Source organism: Kitasatospora sp. NBC_01302 (assembly GCF_035976515.1).
GTDB lineage: Bacteria > Actinomycetota > Actinomycetes > Streptomycetales > Streptomycetaceae > Kitasatospora.
The window spans coordinates 6014829-6037099 of the sequence record NZ_CP108404.1 but is presented as its reverse complement, the minus strand read 5'-3'; the positions used below and the strand labels follow the sequence as shown (position 1 = coordinate 6037099).

The 22271-nt window shown below is 73.3% G+C and carries 15 protein-coding genes; all 15 read right to left on the bottom strand.

Translation table 11 applies throughout. The annotated features are described in order from the left end of the window. Positions 1–166: 166 nt before the first annotated feature. Positions 167–1162: a ketol-acid reductoisomerase gene (ilvC, locus tag OG294_RS26450; RefSeq protein ID WP_327069043.1), complete on the bottom strand. Its 996-nt coding sequence runs from the start codon at positions 1160–1162 to the stop codon at positions 167–169. Between the two features lie 113 nt (positions 1163–1275). Then, positions 1276–1800, bottom strand: coding sequence for an acetolactate synthase small subunit (gene ilvN, locus OG294_RS26445; RefSeq protein WP_184935429.1), 525 nt, complete (start codon positions 1798–1800; stop codon positions 1276–1278). 24 nt (positions 1801–1824) lie between these two features. Beyond that, positions 1825–3678 (bottom strand): acetolactate synthase large subunit, encoded by a 1854-nt coding sequence (locus OG294_RS26440; RefSeq protein WP_327069042.1) that lies wholly within the window; start codon positions 3676–3678, stop codon positions 1825–1827. Positions 3679–3987: 309 nt separating this feature from the next. Beyond that, on the bottom strand, positions 3988–7149 hold the full coding sequence (locus OG294_RS26435; protein ID WP_327069041.1) for a putative bifunctional diguanylate cyclase/phosphodiesterase: 3162 nt from the start codon (positions 7147–7149) through the stop codon (positions 3988–3990). Between the two features lie 239 nt (positions 7150–7388). Further along, positions 7389–10499 carry a helix-turn-helix transcriptional regulator gene (locus tag OG294_RS26430; RefSeq protein WP_442789221.1) on the bottom strand — a complete coding sequence of 1037 codons (3111 nt, stop codon included), beginning with the start codon at positions 10497–10499 and terminating at the stop codon, positions 7389–7391. A gap of 176 nt (positions 10500–10675) precedes the next feature. Continuing rightward, a complete protein-coding gene (locus OG294_RS26425; RefSeq protein WP_327069039.1) occupies positions 10676–10930 on the bottom strand; it encodes a hypothetical protein in 255 nt (84 codons plus the stop codon). Between the two features lie 255 nt (positions 10931–11185). Next, entirely contained in the window at positions 11186–12688 is a 1503-nt protein-coding gene (gene gatB / locus OG294_RS26420) for an Asp-tRNA(Asn)/Glu-tRNA(Gln) amidotransferase subunit GatB (RefSeq protein WP_327069038.1), read from the bottom strand. 72 nt (positions 12689–12760) lie between these two features. After that, positions 12761–13021 carry a hypothetical protein gene (locus OG294_RS26415; RefSeq protein ID WP_327069037.1) on the bottom strand — a complete coding sequence of 87 codons (261 nt, stop codon included), beginning with the start codon at positions 13019–13021 and terminating at the stop codon, positions 12761–12763. Next, positions 13018–14511: an Asp-tRNA(Asn)/Glu-tRNA(Gln) amidotransferase subunit GatA gene (gene gatA, locus OG294_RS26410; RefSeq protein WP_327069036.1), complete on the bottom strand. Its 1494-nt coding sequence runs from the start codon at positions 14509–14511 to the stop codon at positions 13018–13020. Before gatA ends, OG294_RS26415 begins: the two co-directional genes overlap by 4 nt. Positions 14512–14517: 6 nt before the next feature. Continuing rightward, positions 14518–14814 carry an Asp-tRNA(Asn)/Glu-tRNA(Gln) amidotransferase subunit GatC gene (gene gatC, locus OG294_RS26405; protein WP_184935436.1) on the bottom strand — a complete coding sequence of 99 codons (297 nt, stop codon included), beginning with the start codon at positions 14812–14814 and terminating at the stop codon, positions 14518–14520. A gap of 172 nt (positions 14815–14986) precedes the next feature. Then, entirely contained in the window at positions 14987–17032 is a 2046-nt protein-coding gene (locus OG294_RS26400) for a putative bifunctional diguanylate cyclase/phosphodiesterase (RefSeq protein WP_327069035.1), read from the bottom strand. Positions 17033–17358: 326 nt separating this feature from the next. Further along, positions 17359–19698 (bottom strand): NAD-dependent DNA ligase LigA, encoded by a 2340-nt coding sequence (ligA, locus tag OG294_RS26395; RefSeq protein WP_327069034.1) that lies wholly within the window; start codon positions 19696–19698, stop codon positions 17359–17361. 19 nt (positions 19699–19717) lie between these two features. Then, on the bottom strand, positions 19718–20728 hold the full coding sequence (locus OG294_RS26390; protein WP_327069033.1) for a methionine synthase: 1011 nt from the start codon (positions 20726–20728) through the stop codon (positions 19718–19720). 10 nt (positions 20729–20738) lie between these two features. Then, on the bottom strand, positions 20739–21569 hold the full coding sequence (locus OG294_RS26385) for an RNA methyltransferase (protein WP_327069032.1): 831 nt from the start codon (positions 21567–21569) through the stop codon (positions 20739–20741). A gap of 11 nt (positions 21570–21580) precedes the next feature. After that, the gene (locus tag OG294_RS26380; protein WP_327069031.1) at positions 21581–22270 is read right to left on the bottom strand and encodes an SDR family oxidoreductase; all 690 of its coding nucleotides are present in this window, start codon (positions 22268–22270) and stop codon (positions 21581–21583) included. Position 22271: the final 1 nt, after the last annotated feature.

The following is a 22271-nucleotide window of genomic DNA, read 5'->3' as shown; positions in this document are numbered from 1 at the left end:
ATCGGCGGGCAAGGGCTTTGCCTGTGCCCGTGCGGCGAAATCACCCGCACGGGACCGACGCCGTGTACAGCGGCGCAGCGGGCCCACGCCGGGCGCCGGAGCAACGGTGGGGACGGGCCCGTCGGCTTCCGATCGGGCCCGCCCCCACCACTCACCGACCGGCTGGTCAGGCCTCCTTGACCCAGCTCATCAGCTTGCGCAGCTCCTTGCCGGTGGTCTCCAGCAGGTGCTCGGAGTCCGCGGTCTTGTACTCGTTGTACTTCGGCAGACCGGCCTTGTACTCGGCGATCCAGGTGTTGGCGAAGGTGCCGTCCTGGATCTCGGCCAGGACCTTCTTCATCTCGGCCTTGGTGTCGGCGGTGATGATCCGCGGGCCGGTGACGTAGTCGCCCCACTCGGCCGTCTCGGAGACCGACCAGCGCATCTTCTCCAGGCCGCCCTCGTACATCAGGTCGACGATCAGCTTCAGCTCGTGCAGGCACTCGAAGTAGGCGATCTCCGGCTGGTAGCCGGCCTCGACCAGGGTCTCGAAACCGGCCTTGACCAGGGCGGCGGTGCCGCCGCAGAGGACCGCCTGCTCGCCGAACAGGTCGGTCTCGGTCTCCTCGGTGAAGGTGGTCTTGATGACGCCGGCCTTGGTGCCGCCGATGCCCTTGGCGTAGGAGAGCGCCAGCGCGAAGGCGCCGCCGGTGGCGTCCTGCTCGACGGCCACGATGCACGGCACGCCGCGGCCCTCGACGTACTGGCGGCGGACCAGGTGACCCGGGCCCTTGGGGGCCACCATGCAGACGTCGACGTCGGCCGGGGGCTTGATGAAGCCGAAGCGGATGTTCAGGCCGTGGCCGAAGAAGAGGGCGTCGCCCGCCTTCAGGTTCGGCTCGACGGCCTCCTTGTAGACGTCGGCCTGGATCGGGTCCGGCACCAGGATCATGATGACGTCGGCCTCGGCGGCGGCCTCGGACGGGGTGACCACGCGCAGGCCCTCCTCCTCGGCGGCGGCCCGGGACTTGGAGCCCTCCAGCAGGCCCACGCGGACGTCGACACCCGAGTCGCGCAGCGACAGCGCGTGGGCGTGGCCCTGGCTGCCGTAGCCGATGACCGCGACCTTGCGGCCCTGGATGATGGACAGGTCGGCGTCGTCTTCGTAGAACAGCTCGGCCACGGTGGGACTTCTCCTTGGTTGGTCACGTCGGTGCTCTGGCTACCGTACGCGCAGGTGACAGGGGTTCAGGGGGTCGCGCTCAGCTGCTGAGACAGCGGGGAGACGCGGTTCGGTCAGGCGCTGCGGTCGAGCGCGCGCAGCGAGCGGTCGGTGATCGACCGGGCACCGCGCCCGATCGCCACCAGGCCCGACTGCACGAGCTCCTTGATGCCGTACGGTTCCAGCATTCGCAGCATCGCCTCCAGCTTGTCCGAGCTGCCGGTGGCCTCGATGGTGACGGCGTCCGGCGACACGTCCACGGTCTTGGCGCGGAAGAGCTGCACGATCTCGACGACCTGGGACCGGGTCTCGTTGTCGGCCCGGACCTTGACCAGGACCAGTTCCCGCTGGATCGCAGCGGACTGGTCGAGCTCGACGATCTTTATCACGTTGACCAGCTTGTTGAGCTGCTTGGTGACCTGCTCAAGGGGCAGATCCTCGACGTTGACCACGATGGTCATCCGGGAGATGTCCGGGTGCTCGGTCGGGCCGACGGCGAGGGAGTCGATGTTGAAGCCCCGACGGGAGAACAGGGCGGCGACGCGGGCCAGCGCGCCGGGCTTGTTCTCGACCAGGACGGAGAGGGTGTGCTTGGACATGGTCTCTGATTCCTAGTTCGAGGTTCAGTCGAGGTCGTCGCCGAAGTCGGGGCGCACGCCCCGGGCGAAGAGGATCTCGTCGTTGCTGGTGCCGGCGGCCACCATCGGCCAGACCATGGCGTCCTGGTGGACGATGAAGTCGATCACCACCGGGCGGTCGTTGATCTCCATCGCCTGCTTGATCACCGCGTCCAGGTCCTCGGGGCGCTCGCAGCGCAGACCCACGCAGCCCATCGCCTCGGAGAGCAGCACGAAGTCCGGGATCCGGGTGCCCTGCGGCGGCGGGGCGACGCCGTCGTGCTCGGGGCCGGCGTGCAGCACGGTGTTGGAGTAGCGCTGGTTGTAGAAGAGGGTCTGCCACTGGCGGACCATGCCCAGCGAACCGTTGTTGATGACCGCGACCTTGATCGGGATGTTGTTCAGCGCGCAGGTGACCAGCTCCTGATTGGTCATCTGGAAGCAGCCGTCGCCGTCGATCGCCCAGACCGCGGCCTCCGGGCGGCCCGCCTTGGCGCCCATCGCGGCCGGGACCGCGTAGCCCATGGTGCCCGCGCCGCCGGAGTTGAGCCAGCTGGCCGGCTTCTCGTAGTTGATGAACTGCGAGGCCCACATCTGGTGCTGCCCGACGCCGGCCGCGTAGATCGCGTCCGAGCCGACCAGCTGCCCGATCCGCTCGATCACCTGCTGCGGCGACAACTCGCCGGCGGGGGCCGACTCGTAGCCCAGCGGGTAGGTCTTCTTCCACTCGTTGAGCTTGACCCACCAGTCGCTGTAGTCGCCCGTGCGGCCGGCCTCGTGCTCGGCCTGGACGGCGACGATCAGGTCGGCCAGCACCTCGCGCGCGTCGCCCACGATCGGCACGTCGGCCGGGCGGTTCTTGCCGATCTCGGCCGGGTCGATGTCGGCGTGCACCACCTTGGCGTACGGCGCGAAGCTGTCCAGCTTGCCGGTGACCCGGTCGTCGAACCGGGCGCCGAGGGTGAAGAGCAGGTCGGACTTCTGCAGGGCGGTGACCGCCGGGACGCTGCCGTGCATGCCGGGCATGCCCAGGTGCTGCGGGTGGCTGTCGGGGAAGGCGCCCAGCGCCATCAGCGTGGTGACCACCGGGGCGCCGGTCAGCTCGGCCAGGATCCGCAGCTCGGTGGTCGCGTTCGCCTTGAGCACGCCGCCGCCCACGTAGAGCACCGGCTTGCGGGCGGCGACCAGCAGCTTGGCGGCCTCGCGGATCTGCTTGGCGTGCGGCTTGGTGACGGGGCGGTAGCCCGGCAGCGACAGCTCCACCGGCCAGCGGAAGGTGGTGGTGGCCTGCAGCGCGTCCTTGGCGATGTCCACCAGCACCGGGCCCGGACGTCCGGTGGCGGCGATGTGGAAGGCCTCGGCGATCACCCGCGGGATCTCGGCCGGGTCGGTGACCAGGAAGTTGTGCTTGGTGATCGGCATCGTGATGCCGCAGATGTCCGCCTCCTGGAAGGCGTCGGTGCCGATCGCCTTGGAGGCGACCTGGCCGGTGATCGCGACCATCGGCACCGAGTCCATGTAGGCGTCGGCGATCGGGGTGACCAGGTTGGTGGCGCCCGGACCCGAGGTCGCCATGCAGACGCCCACCTTGCCGGTGGCCTGCGCGTATCCGGTGGCCGCGTGGCCCGCGCCCTGCTCGTGGCGGACCAGGATGTGCCGGACCTTGACCGAGTCCATCAGCGGGTCGTACGCCGGCAGGATCGCACCGCCCGGGATGCCGAAGACGGTCTCCGCGCCGACCGCCTCGAGCGAGCGGATGAGCGACTGCGCGCCGGTCATGGTCTCGACCACCGCGGGAGCCTCCTGGGACGGGCCGCCCTGCTGGTCCCCGCGGCGGGGGGATGCCGTGTGCTCAGTCATCTGCCTGTCTCTTCTCGGTTTCGGCCGGCCCGGCGGGCTCCCCCGGGGCGCTGTGCTGCTCCGCCGGCGAGGGTCCGGTAGCCGGGTGCTGGTCCGTTCCGTCCGATATCCGGAGGGACGAACCGGCGGTACATCGGTGTTCAAACAGTGCGAGTGCAACAAAAAACCCCTCGTGCCAAGGGCAAGCGAGGGGTGGCGCGTCGGCCAGGTACGAGTCCGGACGAGGTCCGGGGCTCAGCCGACGCGCCCGCCAAGTACGAGAATTCGGGTGGTCATGGCACCGACCTTGCTCCTCGGCGCGGGCCGATGTCAAGCAGGTGGGATCGACGTCTCGTTATGCGGACCGGCCGTGGACCCCGGCACGGTGCCGCAGGCGGCCTGGCACTCCGCGGACTCGTGCGCCGGGTGCGGCTGCGCGGGGCGGCCTGCGCCGGGCTCCGGACGTCCACCCGAACGGGTGTCGGCGGCGGACAGGTAGGCGAGCCGGGCCGAGACCGCGCCCAGCGGCCGGGGCAGCGGGTAGAGCCGGCGGGCCAGCGCCCGGCGCAGCCGGAACTCGTCCAGCGGCTGGGCGAAGGCCAGGCCCTGCCCGTACCGGCAGCCCAGCTCCTGCAGCACCGTCACCTGGCGCTCCTTGTCCACCCCCTCCGCGCAGGTGGCCAGGCCCAGTTCGCGGCCCAGCCGCAGCGCGTGGCCCGCCAGCGCCCGGCTGCGCGGGTTGTCGGCCAGCTCCTGGACCAGCGCGCGGTCCAGCTTCAGCGCGTCGAACGACAGCCGGGCCAGCGCGCTCAGCGAGCCGCTGCCGGCCCCGAAGCCGGCCAGCGCGGTGCCCACCCCGAGCCGGCGCAGCGCGGCCAGTTTGCGGCCCAGCTCGTCGGCCATGGCGTCCGATCCCATCCGGGCCAGCTCGATCACCAGCCGCCCGGGCGGCAGGCCGCACTCGCGCAGCGCCGCGGCGATGGTCTCGTGCACCCCGGGCGCGCACAGCCGCTCGGCGGTCAGCCGCACGGTGACCGGCACCGCGCCGGCCGGCCCGCGCCCCGCGCCGCCGGGGCCCACCGCCGAGCGCAGCGCGGCCTCGGCGATCGACTGCTGGAGCAGCCAGCGGGTGAACCGGCCGGCCGCGTCACCGGCCTCGGCGGCGCGCAGGAACTCGGCCGGGGTGAGCAGCAGGCCCTGGGCCGAGCGCCAGCGGGCCAGCGCCTCCACCCCGGCCACGGCGCCGGTGCGCAGGTCCACCACGGGCTGGTGGTACAGCGCGAAGCCGCCCTCGCGCACCGCCAGGCGCAGCCGGTCGTCCAGCTCCCGGCGGTGCTCCACGTCGGCCCGCATCGCGGGGCTGTAGAGCACCACCCGGCCCTTGCCCTCGGACTTGGCCCGGTACATCGCGAGGTCGGCGTCGCGCATCAGCTCGTCGGCCAGTACGGCCACCTCGCCCACCGGCTGGCCGTACTCGTCCAGGCCGCGCGGGCCGAAGGCGATCCCGATGCTGGCGGCCACCCCCAGTTCGGTGCCGCCGATCCAGTACGGCTCGGAGAGCGCCAGGCGCAGCCGCTCGGCCAGCTCCTGCACCCGCAGCCGGCCCAGCGGGCCGCAGACCAGCACCGCGAACTCGTCGCCGCCGAATCTGGCCACCGTGTCACCGGTGCGCACGGTGGCCTGCAGCCGGCGGGCCGCCTGCACCAGCAGCTGGTCGCCGACCTGGTGCCCGACGGTGTCGTTGACCGCCTTGAAGCCGTCCAGGTCCAGGAAGAGCACCGCCACCGTGCCGGGCTCCTGGTAGGGGTGCTCGCGCGGGGACTCGGCCCCAGGCGGTTGGAGGGAGCGCCCGCCGAGCGAGGCGCGCAGCCGCTCGGCGAACAGCGCCCGGTTGGGCAGGTCGGTGAGCGGGTCGTGGAACGCGTTGTGCTGCAACTGCGCCTGCAGCCTGACGCGTTCGGTGACGTCGCGGCTGTTCAGGATCAGCCCGTCGCGGTAGCGGTTGACGGTGGACTCCACGTGCAGCCACTCCCCGCCGCCGGCCCGGATCCGGCACTCCACCCGGGCGCTGAGCTCCATCGCGCGCGGGGTGGGCCGGTGCGCGGTGGGGGTGAGCTGGCGGGCCAGGCGCTGGCTGCGGGCCAGGAACCGGTGCACCTCGCCGACCACCCGGTCCGCGTCCTCGGGATGCACCAGGTCCAGCAGCCGGCCGCCGACCAGCTCCTCCGGATCGCGGCTGTAGACCCCGAGGGCGGCCGGCGAGACGTAGGAGAGCACACCGTTGGCGCCGGTGATCATGATCACATCGCTGGACCCCTGGACCAGCGAGCGGAAGTGCGCCTCCTTCTGGGCCAGCTCCTGGGCCAGCGACAGGTTGTCGAGCAGCATGATGCCCTGACGGACGATCAGGGCCAGGCCGACCGTGCAGGCGACCACGATCACCACCCGGTCCATCGGATGACCTCCGAGGGCGTTGTCGAGGATGCCGGCCGTGCAGACCGCGGCGGCGGCGTACGGAGTCAGCGCGCTGAAGGTCGAGGCCACCCGGCGGCGCGGCAGGCCGCCGGCCGAGGGGTGCTCACGGCTCGGGCGCCCGCGCCCCCACCGGGTCGACCAGGGCGCCGAGGCGAGCAGCAGGCTGCCCGCGACCCAGCCCGCGTCCAGCAGGTTGCCGGAGTGGTAGGTGTCGTGCAGGGTGCGCGAGGTGAAGAGGCCGTCGCAGACCACGGTGACCGCCAGGGCCAGCATCACGGTGTGCACGGCGGCCCGGTTGCCGTCCCGGCCGCGGAAGCGCAGGCCGACCACGAGCGAGACCATCAGGATGTCCAGCACCGGGTAGGCCAGGCCCAGCGCCAGCCGCAGCGGGTCGCCGACCTCGCCCTCGGCGGTGCGGCCCAGCGCCAGGCTCCAGCTGAGCGTGAAGAGCGAGCCGGCCACCATCCAGCCGTCCAGCAGCAGGCAGAGCCAGCCGGCCGCGCCGCGCGGGCGCTGGGCCAGCACCAGCAGGCCGGTGATGGCCAGCGGGGCGAACGGCAGGAAGGCGTAGTCGGCCAGCGAGTCCGGCGGCAGGTCGGTGCGCAGCACCACCTCGTACCAGCCCCAGGTGCCGTTGCCGAGCGCCACGGAGGCGGAGGAGAGGCCGAAGAGCAGCCAGGCCGGCCGGGTCGGCCCGGGCACCGTGCAGCCGTGCGCCAGGCAGGACAGGGCGGCCACCATGGCCGCGCCCGCCAGGCCGAAGTCACCCATGAACTTCGCCACTGCCGGCGACCCCCAGCCGGTGGCGGCACCGACCGCGTAACCGAGGCCGAGCAGCGCCAGCAGCACCCCGGGCAGCCGGCCGATCGGCAGCAGCGGTCGGCGCCCCGGCGGCGGGCCGAGGGCCGAGGCGCCGGTGGGCACCGCACCGGGGGCGGGCGCCGCGGTGGTTTGCGGCTGCGTTGCCTCCCGGGGGCGGGCGGGCAGCGTCTGGGGCACGACGTCGGCCGGGCTCACCGGGCACCTCCCCCTCCGGTCCGGGGCACCGGCGGCGCACCGGGTCGGCCGAGCCCGGTACCGCCCGGGGTTCCCAGCCGGGACCCTGCACCACTTCGGTCACTCAATGACACGCGCACTCAACTTAGAGTAATGGTCCGAGAGTAGGGATATGCACCCGCTTCCACCAGATCGGCCCGGTTGGCCGTAGCGCACGCCCGGGAGCACGCGCGCCGGGGCGCGTGCGTCCGTGCGCCGGACTACGCGCCGCCGGATACCGGTACCAGGACGGGCTCGGGGAACAGCCGCAGCCGGTGGGCCAGCGCCGCCGCCTCGCCGCGCCCCGAGACCTCCAGCTTGGCCAGGATGTTGGAGACGTGCACGCTGGCCGTCTTCGGCGAGATGAAGAGCTCCTCGGCGATCTGGCGGTTGGTCCGGCCCTCGGCGAGCAGGCGCAGCACGTCCGTCTCCCGGGGCGTCAGGTGCAAGGCCGCGGCCCCCACCGCCGGCTCGCCGCCCGCCGTCGGCCCGCCCGCGGGCCGGCCCTCGTCGGCCGGCCCGGCGGCGCGCAGGACCCGGGCCACGCCGGCGCGCTCGGCCAGTCGGGCGATCTGCCTGGCCAGCTCCAGGTCACCGCGCAGCTCGGCCAACGGGCCCGCCTCGCGCAGCAGTTCGCCCGCCCGCTCACGCTCGCCCAGCGCTGCCGCCGCACCGGCCGCCCCCAGCAGCGCCAGCACCAGCGGATAGGGCAGCCCGGTGGCGCGCAGCGGCTCGACGGCAGCCGCCCAGTGCGCCGGGGTGTCGCTCCCCGTGGCCCTGGCCAGCTCGGCCTCGGCCAGCGCCAGCCAGCCCCGGTGCAGCGGGGCGAGCGGGCGCGCCACGGCCAGTTCGGCGGCGATCCGGCGCAGCACCTCGGGGCGGTCGGGCTCGGCGGCCGGCAGCCCGCGGGTGTCGGCCTCCACCCCGGCGGCCCGGGCCAGCAGCGGCAGCAGCACGGCGGTGCGGACCGGCGGGAGGGCGTCCAGCAGCGTGGTCAGGGCGCTCCTGGCCTTCAGCGGGTGCCCGGCGCGGGCGGCGAGTTCGAGCTCCAGCAGCGCGCTCGGCACCGTGTGCTGCGGCTGGTGCCGGTCACCGACCCGGGCCAGGGCGAGGAACTCCTCGGCCCTGGCCCACTCCCCGCGGTGCAGCGCGAGTTCGCCGCGCAGCCGGAACAGATAGGGGTCGTGGGCCTCGGGGCGCCCGTCGCCCTCCCAGTCGGCCAGCACGGCGGCCGCCTGCGCCGGGTCCCCGGCCATCAGCAGGCACTCCGCCAGGTTGCCGGCCAGGATCGCCCCGGTGTTGCGCAGCAGGCCGAGGTCACCGGCCACCGCCAGCCCCTCCCTGGCCAGCGCGACGGCCTCCTCGGCCCGGCCCAGCTGGCCGAGCATGCTGGCCAGGTTGTTCAGCCCCCGGGTCAGCAGGTCGGGCACGCTGAGCCGGCGGGCCTCGTCGATGGCCTCGCGCAGCGTCGTGATGCCGCGCTCGGGGTCGCCGAGGTCGGTGTGGATCGAGCCGAGGGTCATCCGGGCGAAGAGCTCGACGCTGGTCGCACCGACCTGGCGGGCGATCGCCACCGCCTGCTCGGCGATCGCCCGGTCGGCCTCGGTGACCTCGCGGAGCAGCGACTGGCCGGCCACCATCGCGTAGACGTCGGCCTTGACGGCCGAGGGCGGCGTGCTCTCGACCAGCCGCCGGGCGTGCGCCAGCTCCTGGTCGCCGCCGAGACGGTTGAGGTGGGCCAGCATCCGGGCCCGGTTCATCCGGAACCAGGCCGCGCGCAGCGGGTTCTCGGCCTCGTCCACCAGTTTGAGGGCCCGCTTGGCCAGGCTCAGGCCGCGGTCCCGGTCGCCGGACCGACGGGCCGCGACCACCGCCTCGGCCAGCACGTCGACCAGGCGCAGCCGGTCGCACTCGGTCCGGTGGGCGGCCGGCTCGCAACAGCACGGCGGGTAGCTCTCGGCCCAGTCGTACGGGCGCAGGGTGGTCCGCAGGCTCTCCTCGTCCACCTCGTCCCACACCTCGATGGCCCGCTCCAGCAGGCTGAGCTGCTCGGCGAAGGCGTTGCGGCGCCGGGCGGCCCGGGCGGCCTCCAGCGCGGACGGCAGCGCGCGGGCCGGATCGTGCGCGTGGTACCAGTAGTTGGCCAGCCGGGCCGGCTGCTGGTCGCCGCCGACCAGGCCGGGATCGGCCGCCAGGGCCTCGGCGAAACGGCGGTTGATCCTGGTCCGCTCGCCGGGCAGCAGGTCGTCCGAGACCGCCTCGCGGACCAGCGCGTGCCGGAACCGGTAGCCCTCGCCGTCCTTGTCCGGCTGCAGGATGTTGGCGCCGACCGCGGTGCGCAGCGCGTCCAGCAGGTCGTCCGCATCGGCCTCGCGCCCGCTCGCCAGGACCGCTTCGAGCAGCTGGTGCTCGACCCGCGAGCCGCCCTCGGCGGCGATCCGCAGCACCCGCTGGGTCTGCTCGGGCAGTGCCTCCACCCGCACCAGCAGGATGTCGCGCAGCGAGTCGCTCAGCCCCACCGAGCAGCCCTCCTGGTGCGAGCAGGCCAGCTCCTCGACGAAGAACGGGTTGCCCTCCGAGCGGCGGTGGATCCGCGCGACCAGCCGGCCGTCCGGCGCCTCGACGCCCAGGATGCCCGCCAGCTGGGCGGCCACCTCGTGCTGGCCGAACCGCTCCAGCTCCAGGCGGTGCACGGTGCGCTGGCGTTCCAGCTCGGCCAGGAACGGGCGCAGCGGGTGGCGGCGGTGCAGGTCGTCGGTGCGGTAGGTGGCCAGGATCAGCACCCGGGACCGGTGCAGGGTGCTGATCAGATAGCTGAGCAGCTCACGGGTGGAGCGGTCGGACCAGTGCAGGTCCTCGATCGCCAGCACCAGGGTGCGCTCGGCGCTCAGCCGCTCGAAGAGGCGGCCGACGTGCTCGAACAGCCGGGCCCGGCCGTACTCGTCGTTGGGTTCGGCGTCGGCCTCGCCGAACTCGGGCAGCAGCCGGGCGAGATGGCCCTCCATGCCGGCGGCGGCCTGCTCCAGCTCGGGGCCCAGCCGGCGGTGCAGCCGGCGCAGGGCGGTGACCAGCGGGGCGTACGGCAGCCCGGTGGCACCGACCTCCAGGCAGTTGCCGAGCATGGTGACGGCGGCCGGCCGCTCCTCGCGCTCGGCCCGGCAGAGGAACTCCTCCAGCAGCCGGGTCTTGCCCACCCCCGCCTCGCCGCCGACCAGCAGCGCCTGCGGCTGCCCGGCCGCGGCACGGCGCAGTGCCCTGGTGAGCGAGGCGATCTCGCTGCCACGGCCGACGAACACAGGACTGACCGAGATCTGCTCCACGGCGCAGAGCATGCCACAGCGGTCCGACGGGGGCCGAACGGTTATCCCGGGGAGCGGACCTGGCGATCCGTCGGCAGGCGTGCGCGCGGACGCGACGCGGGGGAGGGCGCCCTCGGCATCCCTCCCCCGCGTCGCATGCCCCTGCGGTCGCAGCGCTCTCGACGGAGCGTCGCAGACCGGTGGTCCGATCAGCATTCGCCGATCCCGGGCGAGCCGGCCGTGCTCACCACCGGGCGGCGGGCGGCCGTCGTCCGGGCGGCGGGCGCCTGGTGGGCCTGGCGCGGGCCGCGGCGCAGGCCCGCGGCGAGGCGGCCGAGGCGGCCCGTGCCGCCCTGGCGCGCCCGGTCGGCCTGACGGGCCTGTGCCACCAGGCGCCGGTGGGCGGCCTCGGCGCGCAGCTCGGCACCGCGCTGGCTGTAGAGCTGGTACTCGATCTCGGTCATGGTGCGTTCCCCTCGGAATCCCTGCGGGACGCTTCCCGGTCCCCTGCGGCCGGTCCGTCGTCCGATACCTAGAGACTCCTCGCCCAGGGGGGTGCGGCACATCGGCAGCATGCCCGATCTTGGGAGGGGTGGGCGCCTTAGAAGGAGAGGCAAAAGCCCGTGGCCACCCCTAAGGAGGGGTGGCCACGGGCTTCGCGAGGTCCTTAGAGCGCTACTCAGGCGGCGCCGAGCCGCTCCAGACGGCGCCCGATGTCCTTACGCGGCAAGCCGCTCCAGGATCAGGTCCTTCACCTTGGCCGCGTCGGCCTGGCCGCGGGTGGCCTTCATGACCGCGCCGACCAGCGCGCCCACCGCCTGCACCTTGCCGCCGCGGATCTTCTCGGCGACGTCCGGGTTGTCGGCGATCACCTGGTCGACGGCGGCGCCGAGCGCGGAGTCGTCCGAGACCACGGCCAGCCCGCGGGCGGCCACCACCTCGTCCGGCCCGCCCTCGCCGGCCAGCACGCCCTCGATCACCTGGCGGGCCAGCTTGTCGTTCAGCTTGCCCTCGGCGACCAGCGCGCAGACCCGGGCCACCTGGACCGGGGTGATCGGCTGCTCGGACAGCTCGGTGCCGGTCTCGTTGGAGCGGCGGGCCAGCTCGCCCAGCCACCACTTGCGGGCCTGGTCGGCCGGCGCACCGGCCGCGATGGTCTGCTCGATGAGCTCCACCGCACCGGCGTTGAGCACCGACTGCATGTCCAGGTCGGACAGGCCCCACTCGGCCTGCAGCCGGGCCCGGCGCACCCGGGGCAGCTCGGGCAGCTCGGCCCGCAGCTGCTCGACCCACTCGCGGGCCGGGGCGATCGGGACCAGGTCCGGCTCGGGGAAGTAGCGGTAGTCCTCGGCGTTGTCCTTGATCCGGCCGGCGGTGGTGGAGCCGTCCTCCTCGTGGAAGTGCCGGGTCTCCTGGACGATGGTGCCGCCGTCGGTCAGCACGGTGGCGTGCCGCTGGATCTCGAACCGGGCCGCCCGCTCCACGCTGCGCAGCGAGTTGACGTTCTTGGTCTCCGAGCGGGTGCCGAAGGTCTTGGTGCCGTTGGGGCGCAGCGACAGGTTGACGTCGCAGCGCATCTGGCCCTTGTCCATCCGCGCCTCGGAGACGCCCAGCGCCTTGATCAGCTCGCGCAGCTCGGCGACGTACGCCTTGGCCACCTCGGGGGCGCGCTCGCCCGCGCCCTCGATCGGCTTGGTGACGATCTCGATCAGCGGGATGCCGGCCCGGTTGTAGTCCAGCAGCGAGTGCGTGGCGCCGTGGATCCGGCCGGTGGCACCGCCGACGTGGCTGGACTTGCCGGTGTCCTCCTCCATGTGCGCGCGCTCGATCTCGACCCGGAAGGTCTCGCCGTCCTCCAGGCGCACGTCGAGGTAGCCGTTGAAGGCGATCGGCTCGTCGTACTGCGAGGTCTGGAAGTTCTTCGGCATGTCCGGGTAGAAGTAGTTCTTCCGCGCGAACCGGCACCACTCGGCGATCTCGCAGTTCAGCGCGAGGCCGATGCGCACCGCGGACTCCACGCCGACCGCGTTCACCACGGGCAGCGAGCCGGGCAGACCCAGGCAGGTCGGGCAGGTCTGCGAGTTCGGCTCGGCACCGAGCTCGGTGGAGCAGCCGCAGAACATCTTCGTCTTGGTGCCCAGCTCGACGTGGACCTCCAGACCCATCACCGGGTCATAGGAGGCGAGCGCGTCGTCGTAGGACACCAGGTTCATGACGCTCACAGCGTCCCCTTCACTAAAAAGACTTGGGAGGTACCGGTCCGGTCCCGCGGGCGGGACCGGACCGACGGGGCGTCAGCCCGCGAGGACGTCGTCGCTGCCCAGCTGCCGCAGCTCACGGACCAGCAGCAGCGTGCCGGTGAGCAGCGCGGCGGCGCCGACCACGGCGTTGGCCAGCAGCAGCGTGTCGTTCTCGCTGCGAGCCTTCCGGAATTCCTTGACGACGCCCAGCGCACCGAAGGTGCTGGTGCCGATGGACAGCCACAGACCGGGCTTGCTGTGCTTCCAGCCCTTGATCTGCGAACTGCTGGCCTTGGCCTTCTCGATCTTGCTCACAGTGCCGGTGCCTCCTCGAGCAGGGGATGCCCCCACTTGTCGTTGAGTGCGGCCTCGACGGCGCCGCCCACGCGGTACAGGCGGTCGTCCGCCATCGCGGGTGCGATGATCTGCAGGCCGACCGGGAGATTGTCCTCCGGGGCCAGGCCGCAGGGCAGCGACATGGCCGCGTTGCCCGCCAGGTTCGAGGGGATGGTGCACAGGTCGGCCAGGTACATCGCCATCGGGTCGTCGGCGCGCTCGCCGATCGGGAAGGCGGTGGTGGGGGTGGTCGGCGAGACCAGCACGTCGACGTCGGCGAAGGCGGCGTCGAAATCGCGCGAGATCAGGGTGCGGACCTTCTGGGCCGAGCCGTAGTACGCGTCGTAGTAGCCCGAGGAGAGCGCGTAGGTGCCCAGGATGATGCGGCGCTTGACCTCGGGGCCGAAGCCGGCCTCGCGGGTGAGCGCGGTGACCTGCTCGGCGGAGGCGGTGCCGTCGTCGCCGACCCGCAGGCCGTAGCGCATCGCGTCGAAGCGGGCCAGGTTGGAGGAGGCCTCGCTGGGCGCGATCAGGTAGTACGCCGGCAGCGCCAGGGTGAAGGACGGGCAGGAGACCTCGACGACCTCGGCGCCCAGCTCGCGCAGCAGCTCCACGCTCTCGTTGAAGCGCTGCATCACGCCGGCCTGGTAGCCCTCGCCGGCGAACTCCTTGACCACGCCGATCTTCATGCCGCGCACGTCGCGCCGCCGGGCGGCCTCGACCACGGCCGGCACCGGGGCGTCGATCGAGGTGGAGTCCAGCGGGTCGTGGCCGGCGATCGCCTCGTGCAGCAGCGCCGCGTCCAGCACGGTGCGGGCGCAGGGGCCGCCCTGGTCGAGCGAGGAGGAGAAGGCGACCAGGCCGTAGCGGGAGACCGAGCCGTAGGTGGGCTTGACGCCGACCGTGCCGGTGACGGCGCCGGGCTGGCGGATCGAGCCGCCGGTGTCGGTGCCGATCGCCAGCGGGGCCTCGTAGGCGGCCAGCGCGGCCGCCGAGCCGCCGCCGGAGCCGCCGGGGATCCGGGACAGGTCCCAGGGGTTGCCGGTGGTGCCGAAGGCGGAGTTCTCGGTGGAGGAGCCCATCGCGAACTCGTCCATGTTGGTCTTGCCCAGGATGACCACGCCCGCGTCCTTCAGACGGGACGTCAGGGTCGCGTCGTAGGGCGGGATCCAGCCTTCGAGGATCTTGGAGCCGCAGGTGGTGGGGACGCCCTTGGTGGTGAAGACGTCCTTGAGCGCGAGCGGCACGCCGGCCAGCGGGCCGAGCTCCTCGCCCTTGGCGCGCTTGTCGTCCACCGCGCGGGCCGCGGCCAGCGCGCCCTCGGTGTCCACGTGCAGGAAGGCGTTGACCTTCTTGTCGACGGCGTCGATCCGGTCCAGGTGCGCCTGGGCCACCTCGACCGCGCTGACGGTGCCGGCCGCGACGGCGGCGGCGGTCTCGGCAGCGGTGTACTTGATGAGGTCGGTCATCGGTGGTCAGTCCTCCCCGAGGATCTGCGGAACCCGGAAACGCTGCTCCTCGGCGGCCGGGGCGCCGGAGAGCGCCTGCTCGGGCGTGAGCGAGGGGCGCACCTCGTCCGCGCGCATGACGTTCGTCAGCGGCAGCGGGTGGGAGGTCGGCGGGACGTCCGCTCCGGCGACCTCGGAAACGCGGGCGACCGCGCCGATGATCACGTCAAGCTGCTCGGCGAAGTGGTCAAGCTCCTCCGCCTGCAACTCCAGACGCGACAGCCGGGCGAGGTGGGCGACCTCCTCGCGCGTGATGCCAGGCATGCAGCGATCCTCAAGGTGAGTTCTGAATGAGGCCGGCGGCGCCCGATGGGGCGAGCACCGACCCGGACGGGGACCTGCGGGCAGGGCCGCGCCGGTCTCCGTCCTCTTGTCTGTGCTGACCATCCTAGGGGGTTTGACGACAGGCCCTGGGGTGCGCCGGATGTCGCGGACGTTACTGCGGGCTGGTGGGGGCCTCGGTGGGCGGGCTCAGCGGCTGCCGGGGCAGGCCGGGGCAGGGCAGCTCGGCCTGCCCGGTCCAGCGCTCCAGGTGGGTGAGCCGCTCGGCGGAGGGCGGCCCGGTGCGGTGCACCCGCAGCCAGGCGGTGGCCTGGTCGGCGGGCAGCGCGGCGGAGACCAGCCAGCCCTGCACCGCGTCCACGCCCAGGCCGTGCAGGCGCTCCCAGGTCTCGTCGTCCTCCACGCCCTCGGCCACCACGGTCAGGCCCAGCGAGTGGGCCAGCTCCACCGAGCAGCGCACCACGGCCGCGTCGTGGTCGTCGGCGACCATCCGGGAGACGAAGGAGCGGTCGATCTTCAGCTCGCCGACCGGCAGGCTGCGCAGCCGCACCAGCGAGGAGTGGCCGGTGCCGAAGTCGTCCAGCGACATCCCCACGCCGTGCCGGCGCAGCTCGGCCAGGGTGTCGGCGGCCCGCCGCGAGTCGTCGAGCAACAGCCGCTCGGTGATCTCCAGTTGGAGCGCGTGGGCCGGGACCTGGTGGCGGCTGAGGTGGGCGGCCACCCGCTCGGCGAAGCCGGGGTTGAGCACGTCGCGCGGCGAGACGTTGACGGCCACCTGCACCTGCAGGCCCTGCCCGCGCCAGGCGGCGAGCTGGCCGATCGCGGCCTCCAGCACGTAGTCGGTGAGCCGGGGCATCAGGCCGCTGGACTCGGCGAGGCCGACGAACTCGTCCGGGGAGACCTTGCCGCGCCCGGGGCGCTCCCAGCGCAGCAGCGCCTCCAGGCCCACCACCCGGCCGTCGAAGGCCACCTTGGGCTGGTAGTGCAGCTGCACCTCGCCGGTCTCCAGCGCCCGGCGCAGGTCGCCGAGCAGGCCGATCCGGTAGGGGGTGTCGGCGTCCTGCGAGTGGTCGTACTGTTCGACACCGGTGCGTCCGCGCTGCGCGTGGCCCATCGCGACGTCCGCGCGCCGCAGCAACGATTCTGCGTCGCCCGCGTGCTGCGGGTAGACGCAGACACCGGCGCTGGCCTCCAGCACCAGCAGCAGGCCGTCGAGCCGGATCGGCGCGGCCAGCTCGGCGATCAGCGCCTTGGCCAGGCGCTCCAGGGTGTCGGCGTGCCCGACGCCGGGCAGCAGGACGGCGAACTCGTCGCCGCCCATCCGGGCCACCACCGCACGGCGGGCGTGCTCGGCGGCGGGCGGCAGGCAGGCCAGCAGCTCCTCGGTCTCGCGGCGGCGGTCGGCGGCGCCCAGCTGGCCGAGGGGGTCGCCCGGCGGGGCCACGGACGGCAGCGCGGCGAGCGGCGAGGTGAGGGGGAAGGCGGGGACCGCGGGGCCCGGGTCGAGCGGGAGCGGCTGGCCCGGCGGGGCCGGCAGGTAGGGCGGGGCGAGCAGGTCGCGGGGGCCGGACGGCGCCGACGGGTACGGCCCCGCGGGCGATCCGGTGCCGGGCGGTGCGGCGGCGAACGGTCCGGCGGGCGGCGGCGGCACGGCACCGAGGTCGAGCCGGGCGGTGGGAGCCGCGCCGTACCCGGTGGCCGTCGCGGGCGCCGGGGGCGCGGTGCCCGGTCCGGCGCCCGGCAGGCCCGGGCGGGCGTCCAGTTGGCCGCCGCGCAGCACCCGGTGCAGCCGGCGGCCGATGTGCACGAGTAAGCGGTCGCCGGCGGCATGCCCGAGAGTGTCGTTCAACGACCGGAACCGATCGAGGTCGAGCAGGATCAGCCCGACGCTGTACCCCTCCTCGGCCTCGTGCTCGGCGATCGACTCCTGCGCGGCCAGCAGCAGCGCATGTCGGTTCGGCAGTCCGGTCAGCGGATCGGTGAGCTGGTCCCTGGCCCGGTCACGGGCGATCCGCCAGGCCGCCACCAGGACGGCCATCGGGACCGCGAAGAGCGGCAGCAGTTCGGGCTCGTGCCGGCTGACCAGGACGGCCAGCGGGATGAGCGGTGCGGCCCCGGCCAGCAGGACGCCGAGCAGCAGGACCGCACCCGCAACCCCCTGCGGCGGACGCGTCAGCGCACCGCCGGTCGTACGATCCATACGCCCTGTCCTCCGTCAGGCCCGCCCCCGCCAGGCCGCATCGCGGCTGGAACCGACCGGAAGAACAGTCGGTCCTGACACCCCTGATCACGTGTCAGTCGGTCTCAGCCGGGAAGCGCCCCCTGTCGACGCCCTAGGACCCGGTGCCCCCGTCCTGCTGACACACTGTTGCGCTCCAGGGTAAGTCCGCCCTCACCGTGAGGGCGGACTTTCGGTCATCCGGGAGCACGCCAGCACGGGTCCGGCGCCACACAGTGACACGATGCCCCCTTTGCGCGCCCACCACCCTGGTGACGGGGCATCAGCACGATAACAAGAGGGACACGTCAGGCCTGGTCAGCCCCCTCGGGGGTTACCTCGGCCGGCCCCTGCGCGGGGGGCTCAGTGGCGGCCCCGGCGGCGGGGTCGGCGGCGGGCTCCTCCAGCGGGGGCAGGCCCAGGTGCTCGCGGGCCGCCGCCGGGCCGCGCTCCAGCAGCACGGCGAAGCCGGCGTCGTCCAGGACGGCCAGCCCCAGCTGCACCGCCTTGTCATACTTCGACCCCGGATTGTCACCGACCACCACGAAGTGGGTCTTCTTCGAAACCGATCCGGTCACCTTCGCCCCACGCGAGACCAGCGCCTCCTTGGCGCCGTCCCGGGTGTGGTCGGCCAGCGTGCCGGTGACCACCACGGTGAGCCCCTCCAGCGGCCGCTCCCCCGCCTCCTCGGTGGCCTCCTCGACGAAGCGCACCCCGGCCGCGCGCCACTTGGCGACGATCTCGCGGTGCCACTCCTCCTCGTACCACTCGATGATCGCCCGCGCGATGACCGGGCCGACGCCCTCGGTGGCCGCCAGCTGCGCCTCGTCGGCCGCGAAGATCGCGTCCAGGTCGCGGAACTCGCGGGCCAGCGCCTGGGCCGCGACCGGCCCGACATGACGGATCGACAGGCCGTTGAGGTAGCGCCAGAGCGGTCGCTCCCTGGCGGCTGCCAGGTTGTCCAGCAGCAGCCCTGCCGTCTTCTTCGGCTCGCCCTTGAGGTTGGCGAAGAAGGTGACCTTCTTCTCCTTGCCGGTCTTGTCGTCCAGCTTCGGCATGCCGGTCTTCTGGTCGCGCACCAGCACCTTGATCGGCAGCAGCTGCTCGACGGTCAGGCCGAAGATGTCCCCCTCGTTCTTGACGGGCGGCTCCTTGGGCTCCAGCGGCTGGGTGAGCGCGGTCGCGGCCACGTAGCCCAGGCCCTCGATGTCCAGCGACTCGCGACCGCCCAGGTAGGCGATCCGCTCGCGGACCTGGGCCGGGCAGAACCGGGCGTTGGGACAGCGCAGGTCGATGTCGCCCTCCGACATCGGACGCAGCTCGCTGCCGCACTCGTGGCAGTGGCTCGGCATCACGAACTCCCGCTCGGTGCCGTCCCGCAGATCCTCCACCGGGCCGAGGATCTCCGGGATCACGTCGCCGGCCTTGCGCAGCACCACGGTGTCGCCGAGCAGCACGCCCTTGGCCTTGACCACGTCCTGGTTGTGCAGCGTGGCGTACTGCACCATCGAGCCGGCCACCTTCACCGGCTCGGCCAGCACCGCGAACGGGGTGGCCCGGCCGGTGCGCCCGATGCCGACCTGGATCCGGTCCAGCTTGGCGGTGACCTCCTCCGGCGGGTACTTCCAGGCAATCGCCCAGCGCGGCGACTTGGAGGTCGCGCCGAGCCGGCCCTGCAGCGCGATCTCGTCCACCTTGACCACCACGCCGTCGATCTCGTGCTCGACCGAGTGGCGCTGCTCGCCGTACTGCTTGATGAAGGCGCGCACCTCCTCGAGGGTCGAGACCACCCGGTTGTGCCGGGCGGTGGGCAGGCCCCAGTCGCGCAGCAGCTGGTAGGCGTGCGACTGGCAGTCGATCTCGAAGCCCTCGCGGGCGCCGATCCCGTGCACCACCATGTGCAGCGGGCGCGAGGCGGTGACCAGCGGGTCCTTCTGGCGCAGCGAGCCGGCGGCGGCGTTGCGCGGGTTGGCGAAGAGCTTGATCAGGGCGCGCGGGCGCTTGCCCTCCTTGGCGCGCTCCTCGTTCTCCAGCCGGCGGCGCTCGTTCTCGGCCGCGAAGGAGGCGTTGAGCTCGGCGAAGGCCTCGGTGGGCAGGTAGACCTCGCCGCGGATCTCCACCAGGGCGGGGACGTCCTCGCCCTTGAGCTGGTGCGGGATCTCCTTGATGGTGCGGATGTTGGTGGTGATGTCCTCGCCGACCCGGCCGGTACCGCGGGTGGCGGCGAGCACCAGGCGGCCGTGCTCGTAGGTGAGGTTGACCGCCAGGCCGTCCACCTTGAGCTCGCACAGGTAGTGGTAGTCGACGCCGTCCAGCTCGCGGGCCACCCGCTCGGCCCAGGCGGCCAGCTCCTCCTCGTCCATGGCGTTGTCCAGGCTGAGCAGCCGCTCGCGGTGCTCGACCTTGGTGAAGCCCTCGGCGGCCCCGCCGCCCACCTTCTGGGTCGGCGAGTCGGGGGTGACCAGCACCGGGTGCTCGGCCTCGATCGCCTCCAGCTCGCGCATCAGCCGGTCGAACTCGGCGTCGCTGACGATCGGCGCGTCCTGCTCGTAGTACCGGACGCGGTGGTCCTCGACCTCGGCCGCCAGCTCGACGTGGCGCCTGCGCACCTCCGCCGGGACCTCTTCCCAGCCCTCGACAGCCGCCACCGTACGCCTCCAGTTCGCCCTACTCCGGGTTGTCCACCAGGCTCTGGGCTCCCCTCACGCTGAGTGACAGCGCGGTACGGGCGTAGGCCGGGCTCGCGCCCGCCAGCCCGCAGGTCGGCGTCACCAGCACGCGGCGGCCCAGCAGTTCCGGATCGAGTCCGAGCCTGCGCCACAACGTCCTGACACCGGTGACATTACCGGCCGGGTCCGACATTCCCGTGTCGGTGGAAGGCACCACTCCGGCGAGGAACACCGTCCCCGCCTCGATGGCCTCACCGATCTCCTCGTCATTACGCTCCGTCAGCAGGCCGAAGTCGAGCGAGATGCCCGCCACACCGGCCCGGCGCAGCAAGGGGATTGGCACCCCGGGCGCGCAGCTGTGCACGAGCACGGGGACGTCGAGCCCGTTGACCAGCCCGCGCAGCACCTCCTCCGCCACCTGCCGGTCCACCGAGCGCAGCCGCTGGAACCCGCTGGCCGTCTTCACCGCGCCGGCCAGCACGGCGGGCAGCGAGGGCTCGTCCAGCTGGAGCACCAGCTGCGCACCCGGCACCCGCTTGCGCAGCTCGGCCAGGTGACGGCGCAGGCCCTCGGTGAGCGAACCCGCGATGTCGCGGCAGGCCCCCGGATCGGCCAGTGCCTTCTCGCCGTGGCGCAGTTCGATGTTCGCGGCCAGCGTCCACGGCCCGACCGCCTGCACCTTGAGCGCACCGGTGCAGCCCTGGGTGAACTCCTCCAGCGCGTCCAGGTCCTCGCCGAGCCAGGAGTGCGCCCGCTTGGTGTCCCGCCCGGGCCGGTCGGCGAACCGCCAGCCGCTCGGCTCGACCTGCGCGAACAGCTCCACCAGCAGCCCGGCGGAGCGCCCGATCATGTCCGCCCCGGGCCCCCGCGCGGGCAGCTCGGGCAGGAAGGGGAGCTGCTCCAGGGCCCCGACCGAGGTCCTGGCGGCCTCCCGGGCGTCGGTGCCGGGCATCGAGCCGACACCGGTGGCGGCGCCGAGCAGGTCGGGGAAGGTGAGGTTGCTGGTCACGGTGTGCAGACTACGCGCCCGCGCGCCCCGCCACGATGCGCTGCCGGGACGCCTCGTACAGCACGGCCGTGGCCGCGTTGGCGGCGTTCAGCGAGCTGGCCGAGCCGGTCATCGGGATGCTCACCGTGTAGTCGCACAGGTCCCGCCAGGCGCTGCTCAGACCGGAGGTCTCGTTGCCGATCAGCAGCAGCGTCGGCTGGGTGAAGTCGAAGTCGAAGACCTCGCAGTCGCCGTGCTCGTCCGTGCCGACCAGCACCACCGGGCGGCCGGCCGAGCGCTCGCGCTCGACCCAGTCGGCCACCTCGCGGTGCGAGGGCACCCGGACCGCCGGCAGGGCGAAGAGCGAACCGGTGCTCGCGCGCACCGACTTGGAGTCGTAGACGTCCGCCGCGTGGCCCGAGACGATCATCCCGTGGGCGCCGAAGGCGTCGGCCGACCGCAGGATGCTGCCGATGTTGCCGGGGCTGGTGGGGCGGTCGAAGAGGACGCCCAGGAAGTCCTCGCGCACCGGGATCCGGTCCAGGTCGTCGGCGGGCAGGCCGACCACCGCGATCAGCTCCGGGGCGTCCTCGTTCTTCTCCCCCAGCTCGGCCAGCAGCTCCGGCGCCATCGCGACGACCTCGGTGTCGCGGGCGGAGGTGCGCAGCAGCTCGGCGGCCCAGCCCGAGGGCCGCCGAGCCTCGTCGTGGAGCAGCGCGTGGACCGGCCAGCCGTGTTCCACCGCCAACGAGATCGGGCGCACGCCCTGGACCAGGAACTCGCCGAGGCGCTGGCGCTTGTTCCGGTTGCTGAGCAACGACTCCCACTGCTGGAAGCGGGCGTTACGAGAGGTGATCCGCATAGCGGCCCACGCTACCGCCCCGGGCGCACCGTGATGTCGGTGAGCTCGGCGTCGCGCGGCAGGTCGAGGGCGGTCAGCACGGTGGTGGCCACCGACTCGGGCGCGATCCAGCGCTCGGCGTCGTACTCCTTGCCCTCCTGCTGGTGCACCTTCAGCTGCATCGCGGTGGCCGTGCGGCCCGGGTAGACGCTGGTGACCCGCACGCCCGCCGCGTGCTCCTCCTGGCGCAGCGAGTCGGCCAGCGCGCGCAGGCCGAACTTGCTGGCCGCGTACGAGCCCCACTCGGCGTGCGCGCTCAGGCCCGCACCGGAGTTGACGAAGACGACGTGGCCGCGGGACAGGCGCAGCTGGGGCAGCAGCAGGCGGGTGATCTCGGCGGGGGCGATCAGGTTGATGGCCAGGGTCTCGTTCCAGACCTTGACCGGGGTGTCGCCGATCGGGCCCAGCTCGACCGCGCCCGCGATGTGCAGCACCGAGTCGAGCTCGACGGGCAGCGTCTGCTGGCCGAAGGCCCAGGCGAGCTTGGCGGGGTCGGCGAGGTTGCCGACCAGGGTCTGCGCGCCGGGGAAGCGCTCGCGCAGTTCGGTGGCGCGGCGGGCGTCGCGGGCGAGCAGCCAGAGCTCGTCGCCGCGCTCCAGCAGGCGCTGGGCGACGACGGCGCCGATGCCGGAGCCGGCGCCGGTGATCAGATGAGTAGCCATG

Coding starts and splice junctions, on each gene's coding strand:
- ilvN (WP_184935429.1), bottom strand. CDS start 1,800: ATGTCCAAGCACACCCTCTCCGTCCTGGTCGAGAACAAGCCCGGCGCG.
- OG294_RS26440 (WP_327069042.1), bottom strand. CDS start 3,678: ATGACTGAGCACACGGCATCCCCCCGCCGCGGGGACCAGCAGGGCGGC.
- OG294_RS26430 (WP_442789221.1), bottom strand. CDS start 10,499: ATGCTCTGCGCCGTGGAGCAGATCTCGGTCAGTCCTGTGTTCGTCGGC.
- OG294_RS26425 (WP_327069039.1), bottom strand. CDS start 10,930: ATGACCGAGATCGAGTACCAGCTCTACAGCCAGCGCGGTGCCGAGCTG.
- gatA (WP_327069036.1), bottom strand. CDS start 14,511: ATGACCGACCTCATCAAGTACACCGCTGCCGAGACCGCCGCCGCCGTC.
- gatC (WP_184935436.1), bottom strand. CDS start 14,814: ATGCCTGGCATCACGCGCGAGGAGGTCGCCCACCTCGCCCGGCTGTCG.
- OG294_RS26400 (WP_327069035.1), bottom strand. CDS start 17,032: ATGGATCGTACGACCGGCGGTGCGCTGACGCGTCCGCCGCAGGGGGTT.
- OG294_RS26385 (WP_327069032.1), bottom strand. CDS start 21,569: ATGCGGATCACCTCTCGTAACGCCCGCTTCCAGCAGTGGGAGTCGTTG.
- OG294_RS26380 (WP_327069031.1), bottom strand. CDS start 22,270: ATGGCTACTCATCTGATCACCGGCGCCGGCTCCGGCATCGGCGCCGTC.